12 protein-coding genes are annotated in these 18,652 nt (G+C 70.7%); 7 read left to right on the top strand and 5 right to left on the bottom strand.

The window, feature by feature from the left end:
* Positions 1–4: 4 nt before the first annotated feature.
* Positions 5–2,689, top strand: a complete 2,685-nt coding sequence (locus AB0M88_RS03375; RefSeq protein WP_364094683.1) for a PQQ-binding-like beta-propeller repeat protein — start codon at positions 5–7, stop codon at positions 2,687–2,689.
* Positions 2,690–2,724: 35 nt separating this feature from the next.
* The gene (locus AB0M88_RS03370) at positions 2,725–3,624 is read left to right on the top strand and encodes an AraC family transcriptional regulator (RefSeq protein ID WP_364094680.1); all 900 of its coding nucleotides are present in this window, start codon (positions 2,725–2,727) and stop codon (positions 3,622–3,624) included.
* Between the two features lie 10 nt (positions 3,625–3,634).
* Here the strand turns inward: AB0M88_RS03370 and AB0M88_RS03365 are convergent, their stop codons facing one another.
* From AB0M88_RS03365 to AB0M88_RS03355, 3 genes are read right to left on the bottom strand one after another with little or no spacing between them, the layout of a single operon-like run.
* Entirely contained in the window at positions 3,635–6,781 is a 3,147-nt protein-coding gene (locus tag AB0M88_RS03365) for an ATP-binding protein (protein WP_364094677.1), read from the bottom strand.
* Entirely contained in the window at positions 6,778–7,476 is a 699-nt protein-coding gene (locus AB0M88_RS03360; RefSeq protein WP_364094674.1) for a hypothetical protein, read from the bottom strand. The genes AB0M88_RS03365 and AB0M88_RS03360 overlap by 4 nt, the downstream gene beginning before the upstream one ends.
* Positions 7,469–8,479, bottom strand: coding sequence for a DUF559 domain-containing protein (locus AB0M88_RS03355; protein ID WP_364094671.1), 1,011 nt, complete (start codon positions 8,477–8,479; stop codon positions 7,469–7,471). The genes AB0M88_RS03360 and AB0M88_RS03355 overlap by 8 nt, the downstream gene beginning before the upstream one ends.
* 219 nt (positions 8,480–8,698) lie before the next feature.
* Here AB0M88_RS03355 and AB0M88_RS03350 point away from each other — a divergent pair, with 219 nt between their 5' ends.
* From AB0M88_RS03350 to AB0M88_RS03340, 3 genes are read left to right on the top strand one after another with little or no spacing between them, the layout of a single operon-like run.
* Positions 8,699–9,394 carry a hypothetical protein gene (locus AB0M88_RS03350; protein WP_364094668.1) on the top strand — a complete coding sequence of 232 codons (696 nt, stop codon included), beginning with the start codon at positions 8,699–8,701 and terminating at the stop codon, positions 9,392–9,394.
* Entirely contained in the window at positions 9,391–11,355 is a 1,965-nt protein-coding gene (locus tag AB0M88_RS03345) for an ATP-binding protein (protein WP_364094665.1), read from the top strand. Before AB0M88_RS03350 ends, AB0M88_RS03345 begins: the two co-directional genes overlap by 4 nt.
* Complete coding sequence (locus AB0M88_RS03340; RefSeq protein ID WP_364094662.1) at positions 11,349–13,379, top strand: hypothetical protein; 2,031 nt, start codon at positions 11,349–11,351, stop codon at positions 13,377–13,379. Before AB0M88_RS03345 ends, AB0M88_RS03340 begins: the two co-directional genes overlap by 7 nt.
* Positions 13,380–13,397: 18 nt before the next feature.
* Here AB0M88_RS03340 and AB0M88_RS03335 read toward each other — a convergent pair whose 3' ends face one another.
* Positions 13,398–13,805 (bottom strand): amylo-alpha-1,6-glucosidase, encoded by a 408-nt coding sequence (locus AB0M88_RS03335; RefSeq protein WP_364094911.1) that lies wholly within the window; start codon positions 13,803–13,805, stop codon positions 13,398–13,400.
* A complete protein-coding gene (locus tag AB0M88_RS03330; protein ID WP_364094659.1) occupies positions 13,715–15,115 on the bottom strand; it encodes a glycogen debranching enzyme N-terminal domain-containing protein in 1,401 nt (466 codons plus the stop codon). Before AB0M88_RS03330 ends, AB0M88_RS03335 begins: the two co-directional genes overlap by 91 nt.
* Positions 15,116–15,217: 102 nt before the next feature.
* Between AB0M88_RS03330 and AB0M88_RS03325 the strand changes: the two genes are divergently transcribed.
* Both AB0M88_RS03325 and AB0M88_RS03320 read left to right on the top strand, forming a co-directional pair.
* Positions 15,218–17,842, top strand: a complete 2,625-nt coding sequence (locus tag AB0M88_RS03325; protein ID WP_364094656.1) for a glucosidase — start codon at positions 15,218–15,220, stop codon at positions 17,840–17,842.
* On the top strand, positions 17,839–18,564 hold the full coding sequence (locus AB0M88_RS03320) for a dihydrofolate reductase family protein (RefSeq protein ID WP_364094653.1): 726 nt from the start codon (positions 17,839–17,841) through the stop codon (positions 18,562–18,564). The genes AB0M88_RS03325 and AB0M88_RS03320 overlap by 4 nt, the downstream gene beginning before the upstream one ends.
* Positions 18,565–18,652 lie beyond the last annotated feature (88 nt).

Below are 18,652 nucleotides of genomic sequence, written 5' to 3'. Positions count from 1 at the left end.
TCGGATGGGGGAGTACGGCCTGGGTATCGATCTCGGGAGCAGGTTCACCGCCGCCGCGATCACGGCCGGCGGGGCCGTGGAGGCGGTGCGGCTGGGCGGGCGGCGCACCGAGATCCCGACGGCCGTCTTCCTGCGCGCCGACGGCACGGTCCTGATCGGCGAGGGCGCGCGTCGGCGCGGCGAGTCGTCACCCGACCGGCTCGCCGTCGATCTCCTCCTGCGGCTGACCGATCCGGCGCCGGTCAAGCTCGGCGACACCGAACTCAGCGGGACCGCCCTGATGGCGCAGTTCCTCGACCAGGTCATCGCGACCGCCACCCGCGGCCGGGCCGGACGGCTCGCCCGGGTCGTGCTCACCCACCCGGTCGGTTCGGCGTCGCCCGACGCCCTCCGCCGGGCCGCCCAGCTGGCCGGGTTGCCCGAGGTCACGCTGCACGACGAGGCCACCGCGGCGGCCGCGCGGGCCCGGCCGGGCGACCTGGTCGCGATCTACGATCTCGGCGCGACGTTCCGGGCGACGGTGCTGCGGCGCACCGACGACGGCGCCGAGATCCTCGCCACCTCCCGGGTCGAGGGCGTCGACTTCGACCGCATGGTCTACGAGCAGGTGCTGTCCCGGTTCGACATCTCGCCGGAGGAGGCGCCGGCCGACCTCGCCCGGCTGCGCCGCGAGTGCGCCGAGGCGGTCGAGAGCCTCTCGTTCGACACCGAGGCCGAGATCGCGGTCGACCTGCCGGGCGTGCACACCCGGGTCACCTACCGCCGGTCCGAGCTGGAAAAACTCATCTCCCCGGCGTTGACGGAGACGGTCGCCGCCTTGCGGCGGGCTTTCGACGAAGCCGCCGTACGCGTCGACGCCGCCGACGCCGTCGTCCTGGCCGGCGGCTCGGCCCGGATCCCGCTGGTCGGAGCGCTGGTGTCGGCGGCGATCGGCCGCTCGGTCCCGCCGGGCGAACAGCCGGAGACGGCCGTGGCGATGGGCGCGGCCCGCCTGAGCCTGCCGGGCGCCGACCTGGCCGTGTCGGTCGCCTTCCCGGCCATCGTCCTCGGCGGCCCCTTCCCCGCGGCCGTGTCCCCGTCGCCGGGCACGACCGCCACTTCCTCTTCAGCGGCGGCGTCTCTTTCGCCGGACCCGGCTGCCATTCCCGTCGCCCCTTCCTCTCCGGCGGCGGTGTCTCCTTCGCCGGGCACTGGCGCTACTCCGGTCGTTCCTTCGTTGCCGGCAGCGGTGTCTGCTTCGCCGGGCACCACTCCCGTCGCCCTGTCGTTCTTGGCGGCCGGGCCGTTTCTGGGCGGGGGGTTCGACGAGACCGCCGCCGTGCGGCCGGCGGTGGATGCCGATCCGGCGACCCGGCCTGTCGTGCGGAAGCGCCGCGGCCCGGTCTGGACCTACCGCTGGCCGATCGCGGTGGGGCTGGCCGGGCTGGTCGTCGCCGCCGCGGTCACCGCCGTCGCGCTCCGGCCGGGCCGGGGCTCCGAGCCCTCCCCGCCGCCGGGCGCGCCGACCACCCCGCCGGTCGCGCTGCTCTGGAAGACCGCGGTCGGCTCCGGCGTGACCGAACCGCCCGCGGTCGGCGGCGACCGCGTCGTGCTCTCGTCGGCGGACGGCAAGCTGCGCGGCTACGACCGCGACGACGGCCAACTCGCCTGGTCGGTGCCGGTCGGGGCCGGGGCGCGCGTCGCGGCCGGGATTCCCGGCCGCCGGGCGTACGCCGTGACGACCGACGGGCACCTCCTCGCCGTCGACGCGGGAACCGGCGAGACGGTGTGGCGGCGTACGACGGGCACGACGTTCGACGTCCGGCCGGTCGTCGGGGAGGGCCGGATCTACGCGGGTGGCCGGGACGGGGTGCTCTACGCGTACGCCCTCGGCGGAAGCCATGCCCGCTGGCGGGTGTGGGCCGACCAGCGTTTTCCCATGAGCCCGACCTTGGTCGGGTCCGTCGCGGTGGCGTTCGCCGCCGACGGCCGGCTCTATGGCACCGACCGTGACGGAACGCCGATCTGGAAGCCCTCGGTCGGCCCGGCGACCGCCGCACCGGTCGCCGCCGCCGGTGCTGCCTGCCTGCCGCTGGCGGACGGGTCGGTGCGGTGCGTGCGCGCCGACAACGGGGCGGTGCTGCCCCCGATCAGGCCGGCCGGCGTCACTTTGAAGTCGGCCGCCGGCGATGGCGCGCTGGTCTTCGCGGGCGGTTCCGACGGTTCGGTCGGAGCCTGGGAGCCGATCTCCGGTGGGCAGCGCTGGGCGGCGCGTCCGGCGGCCGGTTCCGCCGGGCCGGCCCGCCTTCTGGCCCGCGCCGGCGAGGTCGACGTCGCCTACCCGGACGGCCACCTGGTCGGCCTCGACGCGCGCACCGGCGCGGTGCGCTGGCGGCACCGCCTGCCTGAATCCTTGGCCGGCGCCCCGGCCGGTGACGCCGGCGGCCTGTTCGTGCTCGGCGCGTCGGGCACGCTCTACGCGCTGCGGCCGCCCGGCGTCGCGGCCGGCCTGGGTTCCTCGCCGTCGGTGGCCCCGCCGCCCACCACCCGCCCGCCGGCCGGCGGCGCCCCGCCGGTGCACCACACCGCCGATCCGTCGATGTCGGCCTCGCGGCCCAGCGATCCGGTCTCCGATCCGCCGTCGTCCGATCCGCCGACCTCGGACCCGCCGAAGTCCGACCCGCCCTCGGAGGGCGCCGCCCGCCCCTGATTGCACGATTCTGCTTGTCGAAGCAGAATCGGATAGTGCCCCTGGACGAGCTCCGCACCCTGATCGCCCGCCACGCCCGGCCCGACCTGAGCACCCCGATCGAGGGCGTCCTGCTGTCCCGGGTCGACCGGCCGAGCAAACCCGCCGTCTCGATGACCGGCACCGTCGTCGCGCTGGTCGCCCAGGGCGCGAAGCGGCTCGCCCTCGGCGACCGGGTCTACGACTACGGCGCCGGGCAATACGTGGTGGCCTCGATCGACATGCCGATCATCGGGCAGTTCACCGAGGCGTCCCCGTCCGAGCCCGCGCTCGGCTTCGGCCTGGTGCTCAAGCCGGCCGCGGTCGCCGAACTGCTCCTGCAGGACAGCGACCAGGCCCGAGGCTCCGTGCCGGCCGCACCCGCGATCGCGGTCAGCGACGCCGGCGACGAACTGATCGACGCCGTGGTCCGGCTGCTGCGCCTGCTCGACTCCCCGCGCGACCGCGACGTGCTCGCCCCCCTGGTCATCCGCGAGATCCTCTGGCGTGTGATCACCGGCGACCAGGGCGGCACCGTACGGCAGCTGGGCCTGGCCGACAGCGGCCTGACCCAGATCGCCCGGGCGGTCCGCTGGATCCGCGAGAACTACGGCCGGCCGTTCCGCGTGCAGGACCTGGCCGACGCCTCCGGCATGAGCGTGTCCGCCTTCCACCGCAACTTCCAGGCGGTCACGACGATGAGCCCGATCCGCTTCCAGAAGCAGATCCGGTTGCAGGAGGCGCGGCTGCTGCTGGCCGCGGGGCCGGCCGACGTGGCGCGGGTCGGGCACCGGGTGGGGTATGACAGCCCGTCCCAGTTCAGCCGGGAGTACCGGCGGCAGTTCGGCTCGCCGCCGGGTCAGGATGCCGCCCGCATTCGCGATAGCACACCCGTCGCGGTCCCCTCGCTGCCCTGACCCTGAAACGTCAGTCGTCAGGGTTGTGGCGGGACCGGTCGAGCACCTCCTCGGTGGTCAGCGGACTCTTCGGGTGGTAACTGAGGCAGAGCGGCGTACGCGCCTTGACGAACGATCGGCCCTCCAGCGCCACGTAGAACTGGCCGCTGCTCAACTGCGAGATGCCCGGCACGTCGCCGCCCTTGGCCCGGGCCATCTCGCGCGCGGCCTCGATCTGCACCGGCGAGTTGAGTAGGCCGTAGAACTGGGTCGCCGCGTTGCCGGGAATCTGGTTGTGCAGGCCCTTCGGCGCCTGGGTGGCGAACACCAGGCCGAGGCCGTACTTACGGGCCTGGGAGGCCAGCGCGATCGTCGACTTCGTGCAGGCGGTGATTGCCCCCGAGGGGGCGAGCGTCTGAGCTTCGTCCATGACGAACAGGCCGCCCAGAGGACGATCACCGGCTGGGTTCTTCTTCACCCAGGCGAACAGGGCCATCTGGAGTTGGTTGACGAAGCTCTGCCGAGGGCCGTCCTCGGTGCCCAGCCCGATCATGCTGATGACCGAGATGCGTGCCCGCTTTCCCGGCCGGGGCCGGAGCAACTCGCCCGGATCGACCGGTTCACCGACGCCACCGAACAGCGGGTCGATTACCGTGGCCGCCGTCAGGGCCTCGCCCAGCTCGGAGGCGATCTTCGGGCCGATGTCCCCGAAACTGCTGGCCTCAACGGGCAGATCGTCGAGCATGCCGATGAACCCGCGGAGTGTCGTCCGCTGATGTCGGCGGGCGTAATAGGTCAGCGACTCCTTGAGAATGGCCTGGCCTCGCTGTGCCTTGCTGGTGGTTCCGGCGATCTTCGCACGGGGAGCCAGGGCGACGAGGGCCGCGTCGATCGCGGCCTCGAACTCGTCGAGGTCGTCGACAAGGTGCTGGAAATCGGGGAGGGGTTGGAAGCTGATCGGCCGACCGGCCTGACGGCGTGGCGTGTAGACGACGACATCGGTGTTTTCCAGATATTCCTTGGCCTTGGCCGCGTCGCCGGGAAGCCAGCCGGGCGGCTCCTCCGGCCACGGGTCACCCAGCCGGGCCAGGTCGTTGTTGGGGTCGAGGACGATCGAGGAGACGCCTTGAAGGGCGCATTCCTCGATGATGCGGCGTAAGAGAACTGTCTTGCCCGAGCCGGAGCCAGCGAAGACCGCGGCGTGTTTGCGAAGTGCCTCGAGGAAGATCGGGACGGGCTCGCCCGTTTCGACTGTGAGACCGAGGTGGAAAGCCGCGCCCTCCAGGTCGGCGCCCACCTGGGGTGGCTGATCGATCTCTTCGATCGGCTTTCCCCGCGGGCTTGCCGGCAGGTCGGTGGCCGCATCGGCCAGCGCCTCGCGCAGAAAGGCAACCTCGCACGTTGGCCGCCGATCGACCAGCCAGGCGGGCAGGTCGACTGACGGCTTCGCCGACATCTCTCGCAGTGCCCAGAGGATGCGCAGGTCGTTGTCGGTCACGGCCAGCCGGCGACCGCCCGCCGTCTGGAACGCGGCGACGGCCTCTCGGTTCTTGGGGCTGGTCGGCCATTCCGTGTTGCGTAGCAGAAACAGCCGGCGCCCGTGAACACCCTGCGCCAGGCCGGATTCGGTCGACGCGGCTCGGATGCGGTTGAGCACTGCCGTCGGGTGATATTCGGCGGAGATGCCCCGGAAACCCCAGTGCGCCTGCACCTCCGCCTCGTCGTCGAGGATCCGGCGGAGCCGGGCGTGCAGGACCGGCTTGGTGCTGGGCCGGGCGTCCTGCTCGAAATGCCGGGCCTCCGCTCCGCGCTCGATGATCCACGCCTGCAATCCGGCCGAGAGCAGCGGCGGCAGTTCGACGTCCTCCGCCTCCTTCGTCAGGGTACGGCCGATATCGGCCGCCTCCCTGAGCTCGGCGAATCGCTTGTCGAGGGCGGCGAGGGCGTCGGCCGGAGGATCGGTCAGCACCGGCTGGTCGGCGACCTCACCGGTCGGCTTCGTCAACTTCGGCAGAACGCGCGCGTCGCTGTCGGCGACGCATTTTCGGATGTGGGCGTTGACGATCTGGAGCAACTGGCGCGGCATGAAGTCCACTGCCTCGTCGAAGGCATCCTCCTCGACCGGCCACGTCGCGTACGGCGGGGTGAACGCCGCAGTACGGTAATAGGGCTCCAGCCGTCGGGCCACCAGCTCTCGGCCGACCGCCGGCGTAGGAATGCGGCCCAGATTCTGCGTGGCCACGAATCGGTCCTGGACCGCTGCGATCGCGTAGTTGCGGATGACCTCCCACGTGGAGTGCTGAGCCGCGATCACGGTCAGGGTCCGGTGCGTCGCCTCGCGCAGCGACATCAGGCCGTCGGCGATCTGGTCCAGGACGACCGAGTCCTGCCACTCGGCCTCCAGCCCGTTTGTCATCGCCTTGGCCAGCGGTGCCAGCAGGCCGTCGATCTGGTCGACCGCGACGACCGACGGGCCAGTGAGAGCGAGCAGCCGCGAGATCTCGCTCACCACGCTCTCTGGCGGGTACGCCGCGCGCTGCAGACCCCATTGCGCGCGTTCGCCCGGCTCGCTCTCATCGCCGGAGAGCAGGAAATTGGTGCCCACCTCGCGGGACCGGAAGTCTCCGGCACTCAAGACGACCAGCGCGCGCAGCGTCTGTCGACATGCCATGGCGATATCCGGGCGAAACCGATCGAGGGCCGCCAGGACTGCTTCGACGGCTGTTCGGTCCAGGGGTGTCTCGCCGATGACGGCCTGCCGCGCCGCGAACGGCACGCCGGTCAGCAGAGTGAGCCGTTTCAGGAAGCGCAGCAGTTGGGTCTCGGCACCGTCCACCCGCCGCGCGAGTCCGTCGATCATCGAGTTGGCGACGCGGTACCAGAACCGGCTGCCGTCGAGCAGGCTCACTAGGAAGAAGTATCCGTCCTGCTGCTGGACCTGCTCGCGCACCCAGCCCAGCAGATGCGTCTTGCCGGAGCCGCGCTGGCCCTGGACGACCACGCCGACCGGGCTCGCCTCCGACTCGTCGCGGGCGTCCCCGATGGCATCAAGGATCGCGTTGGCCACGTCGCGGTGCAGAGTGTCGACGTGGAACTCGGAGCGCCGCCAGACGTCGTCCTGAGTCGGGACCACGTTGATCCGGACCCCGGCGAGGGCCTTGAGCTCAGTGTCGCTCATGCCGACTCGATCGAGAGCACGTGCTGGGCGCGGTTGCCGATGGTCACCGCCGCTTCGCGGTCGCGCTGGCTCAACGACTTCTGGTTGGTCTCCTCCTCGATCCGGATGCCGGGCATCCGGGACATCAGCCGGAGGACGCCGTCGACCTCGCGGCGCGGGATGCCGCGCAGATGGTCGCGGATATCGGCCAGGCCAACCCAGCTGCCGGCCGGGTCCGCGAGCTTGCGATAGGTCCGGCGGACCTCGAGGTCGATCTCGTCGGCCGGCAACGTAGAGCTGGAGGCGGCGTCCATTGCGGGAGCGGCGGCCGGTTCGTTCGCGACCGGCGGCTCTTCCGGCAGATCGGCGAAGATCTGGGCCAGACTCCGGCCGGTGCGGTCCAAATAGTCGCCGACCCCGCCGAGCACCGCGTAGAGCGCCTTGCCGGCCGAGCCGTCCTGCCTCTGTGACTCCCCGGCCAGTTCGGCCCGGCACCAGGCCCATCCGTCGTCGGCCAGGCGGAAGAAGTAGGCCCCGCGCGTGCCCTTGCGACAGTCGATCAGCTTGGCGTCGGCGAGCTTGAGCCGCGATTTCCCGGTCAGTTTCAGCCCCGGGGCGTAACTATCTTCAATTTCTGGATTGGACAACTCCGCGTTGGTCGCCATCAGGATGAGCAGGAGTGCGCGCTCCGGCAACGAAAGCTTCGGCTCAGGCATGAATGACCCCTTCGAGATTTTCGGCCCGGCGGCCGTCAAGGAATTGTCGAATTTGCGACACGACCAGGTCGCGATGCTGAATGACTTGGTCGTTGGTGAAGCGCAGGACCGCGTATCCGCCCAGTTGCAGGAGCACGTCGCGTTGCCTGTCGGCGGCGAATTTGGTCGCCTCGCGATGTTCGGCACCGTCGATCTCCACGATGCAGCGGTCGGCACGCCACATCAGGTCGACTCGGACCGGATTAGTGAGCGGGTGCGGCCGGTGGAGCTGATTCCACTCGCGGTCGCACGCCCATTCGTTAGCAGCGAGTGCCGTCTCCAGTAACCGCTCGGCGGTGCTCGCCGGATGCGGCTTACCCGCCGCGGCGGAGAATCGACCGCCGGTTCTTGCGGCGGCGTTGACCGGCTCGACGTGGACGGTCTCCACGGTGTCGACCGACGTCAGCGCGGCACCGGTGAACCAGGCGCCGCACCGGCCATGGTCGGTGAGCCAGCGGGCGGCGAACGCCAGTGACTGCTCCTCGTCAGCCGCCAGTCCGATCGGTACGCGGACGAGCAGGGCCATCCGGTCGCGGCCGAAACTGTTCGCGACGGCGCCGGCCAAGCCGTACGCGCGTACCTCCGGGCTGAAACCACGCTGCGCCGGAGGCCGCCTGCGTAGTGCGCGCTCGGCGAGATCAGCCAGGAAAGGTCCGTACTGGCCGGCGCGCTCGGCGTCGCGCAGCGCAATCGACCGAACGGCTGCCACACCCGCGCCGGCCGGATCGTCGATCGGCTCGGCGGCCGGTAACCACGCGGGATAGAGCGCGCGGGCCACCGCGTCCAGATGGGTCAGGAAGTCGGTGACGATCTGGGCCGGGCGCCCCCGAGGCGGGACGTCGCACGTCACGACGGCCGGCCCGGTTCCGCCGCCGTTCTCGGCGGAGAACTCGAGCTCACCGCTGCCCAGGTATCGGAGGCTGATCGGTCGATCAAGCGGTAGATCTGTCCATGCCTGCGCCACGCCGCATTCCTCAGGTCGCGTTCGCTTGATTTTGCAGGTGGCCAAATCCGGAAACAAGCCCGATACGGCTTGTCTGATGCTGCTTGAACTGCGAAAGGATCAACCATGTAGACCCTTCCACTCCCGACCCAGGTACTGGTAACAACGTGCCGTCGGGCGCTCGCGACGGACAAAACGTCGGGTGTGGCGCTCCGGTCACTGAATTCCTAGAATTTGCCCGTGTCCGCGGTGGGAATCGAGGGAAATGAACCGCCGAGCCGTGCCCAGGACGCGGTTCGCATCTTGTTGATCATTTCCGCGGCCGCCGAGTCCTTGCGTGAACCTCCTTTGCATGATCCGGCCCTGGCCGATGCGGTCGCCGTCGTGCAAAGCCAGGTCCGGCTCCAGAAACTGGACTTCTGGGTGCGCAACCCAGACTACTTGGCCGACGAGCTGCTCACCGAGTACGAGCACGGAGCCGGCGACTACCGGCTCCGGCAGGCGGAAGCCATCCTGGCCTCGGACGAACCCCAGGTACGCCGCTATCCGATGATCCGGTACCTCTTCGGTGCGTACGAGCCATTGGACGACGCGGTGGCGGTTCTGCGGAGCGCCGGCCTCGTGATTCGTCGCAAGCGTGGCTCCGCCGGGCGGGTGCGGCAACACGACTACTACCTGACCCGGGCTGGTCGCGACACCGCAGACCGGATAACTACGGACTTCCCGGTCTTCCGTTACTTCGTGGAACGTACCCGGTTGGCCGCCGGGCTGGCTGAGGGGCGGCCGGGCACTCATCTCAAGGACCGGCAGTACCGGCAGGAAGAATATCGGGACACCCGGATCGGCAAAGAGATCCGCAGCATCGCCCCGCGAGTGCGAGACCGGCTCCAACGTCACCTGTCCGGACCCTCGTCACAGGAGGTACCGGCGAAATGAACCACGAGGACTTCATCGGCCGCGTCGCGATCCAGGCCGGCACCGCGGTGTCGGTCGTGGAGCGGGTCTTTGCCGACCACGGATTCGCCCCGGCCGTGTCGAGCGACATCCCCCGCCCGATCCGGCTGCTGCGCTTGCGGATGGCCGGCGACCGCTCGGTCGAGCCGCGGGGCTCGTTCGACAGTGAGATCCGTTTCGGCACGGGGCTGACCGTGCTGGCAGCTGACAATCTCCGTGGCAAGACCAGCGTGTTTGAGCTGCTGACCTGGTGCCTGCGAGGTTCTCCGCGCAGCAACCTACAGGGCGTCGTCCGGAACTGGCTCAGCCGGCTCGAATGCGATGCGGTGGTCGCGGGCCATGCCCTCGGTTTCCGTCTGGCTATCCGGGGCGGCGAGCTCATTACCGGCGTCGTGCTCTCGGCTGCCGATCCAGCTCAGCTCGACTCGGCTCAGTCGGCCGATCCCGGGCGCGGCATCGTGGAGATCGCCCGGGGCGCCGGCCAGGACGAGTTCGCCACCATGGTCGAGAGCCTAATGATGGAGTTGCTCGGTCTTCAGCGCCTGGAGTCGCGCTCCCGCCGTTCGGCGTCCGGCACCAACACGTACGGTTGGGCCGCCTATTTCGGGGCGATCTACCTTCCGTCCGGTGGGGAACCGGCGCTCCTCGGAGACACTGTCGTCGGCGGCCTGGCCGGTCGGTTGCTGCAGGTTTTCCTCGACCTGCCGAGCGCCGCGTTGCTCACCCGGGTGAAGGCTGCCCGCGATCAACATGTGGAAGCGGAGAGGGCCGCGGCGTCGGACGCGGCGCGCGTGCGCCACATGCTCGACGACCAGCGCGGAGCTGCCCAGCGGGAACTCGCCGAGGCCCGGGCCGCGCTGGCTGCGTTGCCGGAGCAGATTGAGGCTACTGCGCTGGTCACCATTGTCGGCGAGCTGACCGATGCCGCCGTACGGGCCGAGGCAGACTCGTGGCAGGCCCGGGAGACCTACGAGTTGTTCCGCGCTCAGCGACGGTCCGACGAGCGGGTGCTCAACGACCTCCGGGAGCATCTCGCCGCCCGAGAGCTGTTCCACGCGCTCGACCCGCAGGTCTGCCCGCGATGTGAAGCACCGATCGGCCCCGAGCGGCGGGCCGCCGAACGTGCATGGGCGATCTGTGCGGTGTGCGCAAGCCCAACCATCCGAAGCGATTCGCATGATCAGGCGATCGAGGAGGAGGCGAGGTGGCGGTTGTCGGCGGCACAAGCGGCGGAGCAGCTTGCCCGGAAGCACCGGGACGAAGCGGCCTCAGCCGCCGATGAACGACGGCGAGCACTGGCCGACGCCGAGCGGGCACTCGCTGCCGTTCGGTCGGGGGAGTCGGAGCGGCAGCGGCGGGAGCTTACCTATCGCCTGGCCCGCGTCGACGGAGCTCTCGCCGCTTTTGATCTGGTACCCGCTGGCGAGAGGGCCGCCCGGAGTGACACCCGCGTGGTCCTGGACGCGGCCGTGGAGGTGTTGACTGACGACCAGGTCGCTGCCGGTGACGGGCTCTTCGACGAAATGAATGAGAACATTGCGGTCCTCGCGCGGAGCTTCGGATTCCGCAATCTCGATCGGGTCGTCGCCGATCGGGCCGGTCGGCTCCAGATCTACAAGACCGGAGGGCCCCGCGAGTGGTTCACCACCCAATCGCCGGGGGAGCGGCTCCGGCTGCGCATCGCGGTGGTGGTCGCCCTGCTGCGGATCGGCCACCGTCACGGCATCGCCACGCATCCCGGCCTACTGCTGATCGACAGCCCGCGCTCGGAGGAGGTGCAGGACGGCGACGCGGCGGCGTTGCTACTCGCCCTTGAACGGCTGTGCGCCGAGACGCCGGCTTTGCAGATCCTGGTCACCACCGCGGACGAGGAGCTTGTGCGACGTACGTTGACGCAAGCCACGGTTGTCGCACCGCCGGGCCGTGGCCAGCCGCTGTGGTGACCGCCGGGCCCCTCGACCGCCTTCTTGCCAGTGGCCTGGAGGACGGCGTTCCCGCGCTGGGCGAACTGGCCTCCCGGCTCATCGGTGACCGTGGTGCGGCGTTGGCGACGTCCGCCAGTGGACCCCTCGCGCCGCTGCTGTGCCGCTCACTGGTTCGCGAACTCCGGCAGAACGGGGTCGTGGCCGAAGCGGACGTCGAGGCCGTCGTGGAAGGGCTGACACGGCAACGTGCCCTACTGGCGACCCTCGACGCCACCGACGAGCTCCTGGAGTCGGCGGAGTTCGCCCGGCTTCACGGTACGCGTTTGGCCCGGGCACTTCTCGCCGCCCATGACGCCGCGCTCGCCGACCGGCCTCTCGTCGCGTCCGCTTTCGCCGAGGGAGCACTGCGGCTCGCGCTTGCCGGAGCGACAAGCCCGGCGCGTACGTCGGTCATGTTGACGCCGGAGGATCCGGACCGGCTGGCCGCGGACTATCTCGAGCGGCTCCCGAGGCTGATTGGAGCAGCCCTGGACGCATGGGGCGGCCAACCGGCGATTGCAGGAACTCTTCGCGCGACCTTGAGCGCGCTCGCGGAGATGCCGGCCACCGCGGCGGATGCCTCGTTCGAGCAAGGCATGGACGCCCTGCGGCGGGCTGCGGGCGATTCCCGCCCGGCGGCACTCCGTCTGCTCGGCGAGGCTCGCCGATGGTTCGGCCTTGCCGAGGCGGCCGAGGAGGTGCGCCACGACGCTGCGCTCTACGGGGCGGGAATCGACGTGATCATGGCATTCGCGCGGGTCGACGGGCGGGCGCTCGTGGTCGCCGAGCGTCGGCTGAGCGAAGGACTGGCCGGCCGGATGGCCTGGCTCGAAGGCACTCACCTCCCGGCGTGGCGACGTCCACGCATGGCGGCATTCTCCGCCTGGGGCCGGCTGACAGCGATCCTGGAGAAGGCCCATCGGGCGGGGGCTGAGCACGTCTGGTTGAACGCGTGGCCCGCGTTGGAGGCTGTTCTCGACGCGTACGTGTTGAATCGGAGTGTGATCCCGGTGGCCGGAGAGCTGAACTCGGCCGGGTTTGCCCGGGTCGTCCAGCCGGTGATCGAAGACTCGTTGGTGAACCGCGAGATTCTTCTGGCGCAGATCCGGCGGCTTACCGATGAGCTCGCCCAGGCCACCGAACTGCCGGCCCGGGCCGCGCAGCTACGGGCGCTTCGCTATCGCCTGGATCAGCTTGTGGGACGGGATGGCCGATCGGACGGCACTCGGCCGGAACTGGACGACCGAAACGAACTGGGACGCCTGGTTGCGCTCGCTCCGAGCCTGCTCGCCGAACTCGGCCCGGCCGACGCGGCGGACCTGGCCGCCCACCTCGACGACGACCATCTGCGGCTGGTCGAGGGCGTGGCCTACAACGGGACGGTTCGCCAGGCGGCCATGCGCGACCCGGTCACCGCGCGATTGCTCGAGCGGCTGTCCTCGGGCCTTCAGCCCTGCCCGGACTACCGCGGCGTCGTCCGGCGGCAGTTCGATGCGTTGTGCGGTGAGACGATCGCCTTTGTCGCCGCTCGGCACGACGCGAAGAGCTCAGCGGGCGTCGACTATCTGCGACCTATGAAGTCGCCACCGCACGAGAGAGTGTTCCAGGACGACTATGTCGACTGGCTACGGCGGGGACCCTTCGCCGGCCGGATCGACGTCGAGGTGCCGTCCGTGGCCACCGGTCGCGCGGACGTCAAGGTCGGAGCGGGCACAACTGCCTTCTTCGTGGAGGTCAAGCGCGAGCTGCGGGACGCTTCGGCCGAGGCGTTGGAGAGGTCATATCTGACTCAGGCGGCGGACTACGCGGGTTCCGGCGCCATCCTCGGTGTCCTTCTGGTGCTCGACCTGACGCCGCACCCACGCGGTGTCCGTCACCTGAGCGAGTGCGCCTGGGTCGCCCGATCGCGACCTCCGGGCAGCAAGCGCGATCGATACGTCGTTGTAGCGGTCGTGGCCGGCAACCGGAGTTCGCCCAGCACCTATTCCGTCAAACACCGCTGATCGCAGGTCCGGCGCTGGTCAGAGGCGGCGGGCGCGCAGGGTTTCGGCGACCGACCAGGCCTGGAAGGGGCAGCCGGTGGCCTCGTGCGGGGCGTCGCCGTCGGCGGTTTCCGAAACCGAGCCGAGGCCGTATTCGCCCAGGTGGTCGTCGGCGTCGGAGAGGGTCTGGTCGGCGGAGACGCCCAGGCGGTGCCAGGATGCGACGAACGGGCCGATCAGCCAGGGCCAGACCGTGCCGGTGTGGTAGGCGGTGTCGCGGGCGGCCGGGTCGCCGCGGTGGACGCCGTGGTAGCCGGGTGTGCCGGGGGCCTGGCTGCGCAGGCCCATCGGGGTCATCAGGGCGGCGCCGATGGTCTGCAGCTCGCCGGGTGAGGGGCGCAGCGGGGCGTACGGCAGCGACCACGCCAGCAACTGATTGGGCCGCAGGGTCGGGTCGTCGCCGGACGGGCCGTCGACCACGTCGGGGAGGCCGCCGGCCAGGGCCGGGAAGCGGCGGGCGAACGAGGCCAGGGCGGCCGGGTGGGCGCGGGCGGCGGCGCCCGGTGGTCGAGGTCGCGCTGTTCCCGCACGGCCGCGCCCACCCGGACCTGCCAGGCCAGCTTGATGACCATGGCCAGCCCGTTGACCCAGAGGGCGTTGATCTCGACCGGTTTGCCGGCCCGGGCGGTGACCGGCACGCCGTCGACGCGGGCGTCCATCCAGGTCAGGGCCTCGCCGGGGGCGCCCTGGCGGAGCAGGCCGTCGGCCGGGTCGGCGCCGATGCCGTAGCGGGTGCCGGCGAGGTGGTGGTCGACCACGTCGCGGAGCGCCGGTAGCAGCGAGGCGGCCAGGTCGGTGTCGTCGGTGACCGCGACGTGGCGGCCCACCGCGTGCAGGAACCACAGGGTCGCGTCGGCGGCGAGCGCGAGCGTGGCCTGCGCGTCGTCGGCCGGGCGGGCGGCGGCGACGATCGCGCGGTTGCGGGAGCGGGCCGCCTGGATGATCTCGGAGGCGGGGGGCGGCGCCGAGTCGAGGTCCGACGCCCACGCCGTGACCTCGGCCGTCGCCCCGGGCTGCCGCAATTCGGCGTGGAAGCGGCCCGCGTGCCAGAGGTCCTCCTGCGGGTTCAGGCCGCGCGCCGCCTCGGCCCGGTAATGAACACCCCGCCACCAGCTTCCGGCCCGGCGGAAGCCGGGGCCGCGGAGACGGTACGCGTCCGCCACCACACAACCGCCCGACGCCTCGCTGACGGTCGGTGGCGGCCCGGAGGCGCCTCGCTCTCCGTGTACGTCCCTCCATGTGCAGAGCGTGTCCAACGCGAGACTGACCGGGCCGCCGGTCAGCAGTCTGTGCACAATCGCGACCGCCGGGCGGCCGTGCGCCATGGCCAGTTCCCGCTCGACCACGACGTCGCCGACCCGCCAGCGCCAGCGGGGCAGGCCGTCGACCAGTTCGAACCCGGCGAGCAGTTCGTGCCCGCGCGGGGCGATCGTCCCGTCCGCCCATTCGTGCGTGCCGAGGCGCACCGACACACCCGACGGTAGGGTCAGGATCGGGTCGAGCGAGGCCGGCCCGAGGTGGCGGCCGTTCTCCCCGGCCACGACGAGCAGCCCGTGGTAGCGGCGGGTGCGCAGGCCACCGGCGGTGCCCATGGCATAGCCGCCGCAGCCGTCCGGCACGAGCCACTCGCGCGCCGACCCCTCGTCGAGGCGCCCGCACACCTGGGGGCCGAACGCCAGGCGGCGCACGGTAGCCATCAGATGACCTCCGGTTGTCGGGCAGAATCAGTCGGTGTCTACGCCGGTAACACCGGGAAGGGACAATCTCAGTGTCGCCGTACGGGAGCCGATGATCGAGTTATGGGGGTGGAACACGGCGTGGCGGAGCGGGTACGCCTGGCGCAAGCCGACTCCGGAGAGCAGCCGTGGCGGGCGTGGGGTCCCTATCTCTCGGAACGCGCCTGGGGCACCGTCCGTGAGGACTACAGTGAACACGGCACGGCCTGGGACTACTTTCCGCACGATCATGCGCGCTCCCGGGCGTACCGCTGGAACGAGGACGGCATGGCCGGCCTCTGTGATGACCGGCAGACCTTCTGCTTCGCGCTCGCCCTCTGGAACGGCCGCGACCCGATCGTCAAGGAGCGGATGTTCGGGCTCGGCGGCGACGGCGGCAACCACGGCGAGGACGCCAAGGAATACTGGTGGTATCAGGACTCGACGCCCACCCACTCGTGGATGCGCTGGCGCTACCACTACCCGCAGGCCGCCTACCCCTACGACGACCTGGTGCGGGTCAACGGGCAGCGGTCCCGCGAGGAAGCGGAATATGAGCTGCTCGACACCGGGGTCTTCGACGAGGACCGCTTCTGGGCGGTGACCGTCGACTACGCCAAGGCGACGCCGCGCGACGTGTGCATCGCGGTCACCGTGTCCAACCGCGGGCCGGAGGCGGCGACGCTGCACGTGCTGCCGACGCTCTGGTTCCGCAACACCTGGTCGTGGGGCCTGACCAACCGGCCGGTGCCGACGATGGCGGGCACGCCCGGCCGGCTCGACGCCCAGCACCGCTCGCTCGGCCACCTCGTGCTCGAGGCGGACACCGCGGTGCCGGCGTTGATGTGCGACAACGAGACCAACTCGCAGCGGCTGTGGGGCCTGCCCGGCACCAGCATGTACCCGAAGGACGGCATCAACGACCACCTGGTCGACGGCGCCCCGACGGTCAACCCGGACGGCACCGGCACCAAGGGATCCCTGCACTACGAGCTGACCCTCAAGCCGGGCGAGACCCGCACGCTGCGGCTGCGCCTGGTGCAGGCCGACAACGGTCCCGGCCCGCTCGACCTCGGCCCGGGCTGGGCCGGCGTGATGCGGGAACGGCTCGGCGAGGCCGACCAGTTCTTCGACGACCTGATCCCCGGCGGCGCCTCGGCCGAGGAGGCGGCGGTCGCCCGGGCCGGCATCGCCGGCCTCATGTGGGGCAAGCAGTTCTACCACTTCGACGTCAAGCAGTGGCTGACCGGCGACCCGGGCTCGGCGCCGCCCCCGCCCGGCCGGCGCTACGGGCGCAACAACGCCTGGTGGCACATGAACAGCTTCGACGTCATCAGCATGCCCGACGCGTGGGAATACCCCTGGTACGCCGCGTGGGACCTGGCCTTCCACTGTGTCTCGATCGCCCGCGTCGACCCCGGGTTCGCCAAGTCGCAGCTGCTGTTGCTGCTGCGCGAGTGGTACATGCACCCCAACGGGCAGATCCCGGCCTACGAATGGGCGTTCGGCGACGTCAATCCGCCCGTGCACGCGTGGGCGGCGCTGCGGGTGTTCGAGATCGACGGCGGGCGCGACCACGACTTCCTCGCCCGGGTCATGCACAAACTGCTGCTCAACTTCACGTGGTGGGTCAACCGGAAAGACGTCGGCGGCAACAACGTGTTCGAGGGTGGCTTCCTCGGCCTCGACAACGTGGGCCCGTTCGACCGGTCGGCGGCCCTGCCGGTGGCCGGGGTGCTCGAACAGTCCGACGGCACCGGCTGGATGGCGATGTACGCGCTCAACCTGCTCGACATGGCCATTCGGCTCGCGTTGCACGACCGCACCTACGAGGACATGGCCACGAAGTTCTTCGAGCATTTCGCGTACATCGCCGAGGCCGCGTACCGGCAAGGCCTCTGGGACGACGAGGACTGCTTCTTCTACGACGTACTCAAATTGCCGGACGGCCATCACCTGCCGCTGAAAACCCGTTCCATCGTCGGTTTGCTGCCGCTTGCGGCAACCACCCGGCTGACCTCCGCGACCCTGCACCGGCTTCCCGACCTGAGCGCCCGCCTGCGCTGGCTGCGCACCGCGCAGGGGGAGTACGCCGATGTCATCAGCGCCCGCCGCCTGTCCGCCGAGGGTCAGCAGCAACGCCTGCTGTCGATGGTCGGGCAGGACCAGCTGCTGCGCATTCTGGCCCGCATGCTCGACCCGGAGGAGTTCCTTTCGCCGCACGGGTTGCGGTCGCTTTCCCGGGCGCACCTGGAGAAGCCGTTCACGGTGTCGCTCGGCGGATCCGACTTCACGGTCGGCTACGAGCCGGCGGAAAGCACGAGCGGGCTGTTCGGCGGCAATTCGAACTGGCGCGGGCCGGTCTGGATGCCGGTCAACTATCTGCTGGTCGAGGCGCTGCGCGAATTCGCGGCGTTCTTCGGCGACGACCTGCGGGTCGAATACCCGACCGGGTCGCAGCACAAGGTGCGCCTGAGCGAGGTGGCCGACGACCTGTCCCGGCGGCTGATCTCGCTGTTCATCCCGGATTCGTGGGGCCACCGGCCGATCTACGGCGCCAACGAGACGCTGCAGACCCACCCGGACTGGAAGGACCTCATCGTCTTCCCGGAGTATTTCCACGGGGACAACGGAGCCGGGCTGGGGGCATGGCATCAGACCGGGTGGACCGCGTTGGTCGTCGATCTGATCCTTACACTGCACCGGTGATTCGCCCTCGTGTGATCGTCTCCGTCATCGCCACCGTGGACGGCCGGGTGGCTCTCAACCGGACGTCGCGTCTGCTCGATCCGTCGGCCAGACTCCTGTGGGAATCGGCCTGGCCGCCGGACGTGCCCGAGTTGCTGGCGCGGGGAACCTCCGTCATCGAGGCGTCGCATCCGACCGTGGTGCTGGAGGGGAGCGGCACGTTCGTTCCCGATTCCGCCCCTCCGCTCCCGCTGGCGCCGGTGAACGTGCCACCCGGCGACTTCCTGCCGGCGGTGGGCAGCCCGCGGTGGTTCGCCGTGGTCGACGGCCGGGGACGGATGGAATGGTCCTTCAAGGGCGACGACACCACCCGCCTGCTCGTCGTCGTCAACCCGGCCACGCCCTCGGGCTACCTGGGCTTCCTGCGGTCGTCCGGCATCCCGTACCTGTCGGCGTCCGGCCTCCCGGCGATGATCGAGAAGTTCGGCTCCGAACTGGGCGCCACCTGCGTCGTCTCGGAGGCCGGCGGCGGGCTCAACGGCGCGCTGCTGCGGGCCGGCCTGGTCGACGAACTGCACGTGATCACCGTGCCGGCGGTGGTCGGCGGCTTCGGCACCCCGTCCATGTTCGACGGTCCGCCCCTGGGCCTGTCCGAGGCGCCGGTCAAGCTGCGAACGGTCGACGTGCAGGTCGGCGGCCACGGCTCGATCTGGACCCAGTACTCGCTTTCGCCTCACCCGTAAATGGGGCTAACGTGGTCCAACCGGGCTGGCAAGCCATTGACGCTTGGGGGAGCGAGGGCCTCGTGGCGCTGGGCGCAACCGTTTTGAC

The sequence above is a fragment of the Actinoplanes sp. NPDC051411 genome (assembly GCF_040682075.1).
Lineage (GTDB): Bacteria > Actinomycetota > Actinomycetes > Mycobacteriales > Micromonosporaceae > Actinoplanes.
Note: the sequence above shows the minus strand (reverse complement) of the source record. Positions and strands in the feature narration are given on the sequence as shown.

Coding starts and splice junctions, on each gene's coding strand:
- AB0M88_RS03375 (WP_364094683.1), top strand. CDS start 5: ATGGGGGAGTACGGCCTGGGTATCGATCTCGGGAGCAGGTTCACCGCC.
- AB0M88_RS03365 (WP_364094677.1), bottom strand. CDS start 6,781: ATGAGCGACACTGAGCTCAAGGCCCTCGCCGGGGTCCGGATCAACGTG.
- AB0M88_RS03360 (WP_364094674.1), bottom strand. CDS start 7,476: ATGCCTGAGCCGAAGCTTTCGTTGCCGGAGCGCGCACTCCTGCTCATC.
- AB0M88_RS03345 (WP_364094665.1), top strand. CDS start 9,391: ATGAACCACGAGGACTTCATCGGCCGCGTCGCGATCCAGGCCGGCACC.
- AB0M88_RS03330 (WP_364094659.1), bottom strand. CDS start 15,115: ATGGCTACCGTGCGCCGCCTGGCGTTCGGCCCCCAGGTGTGCGGGCGC.
- AB0M88_RS03325 (WP_364094656.1), top strand. CDS start 15,218: ATGGGGGTGGAACACGGCGTGGCGGAGCGGGTACGCCTGGCGCAAGCC.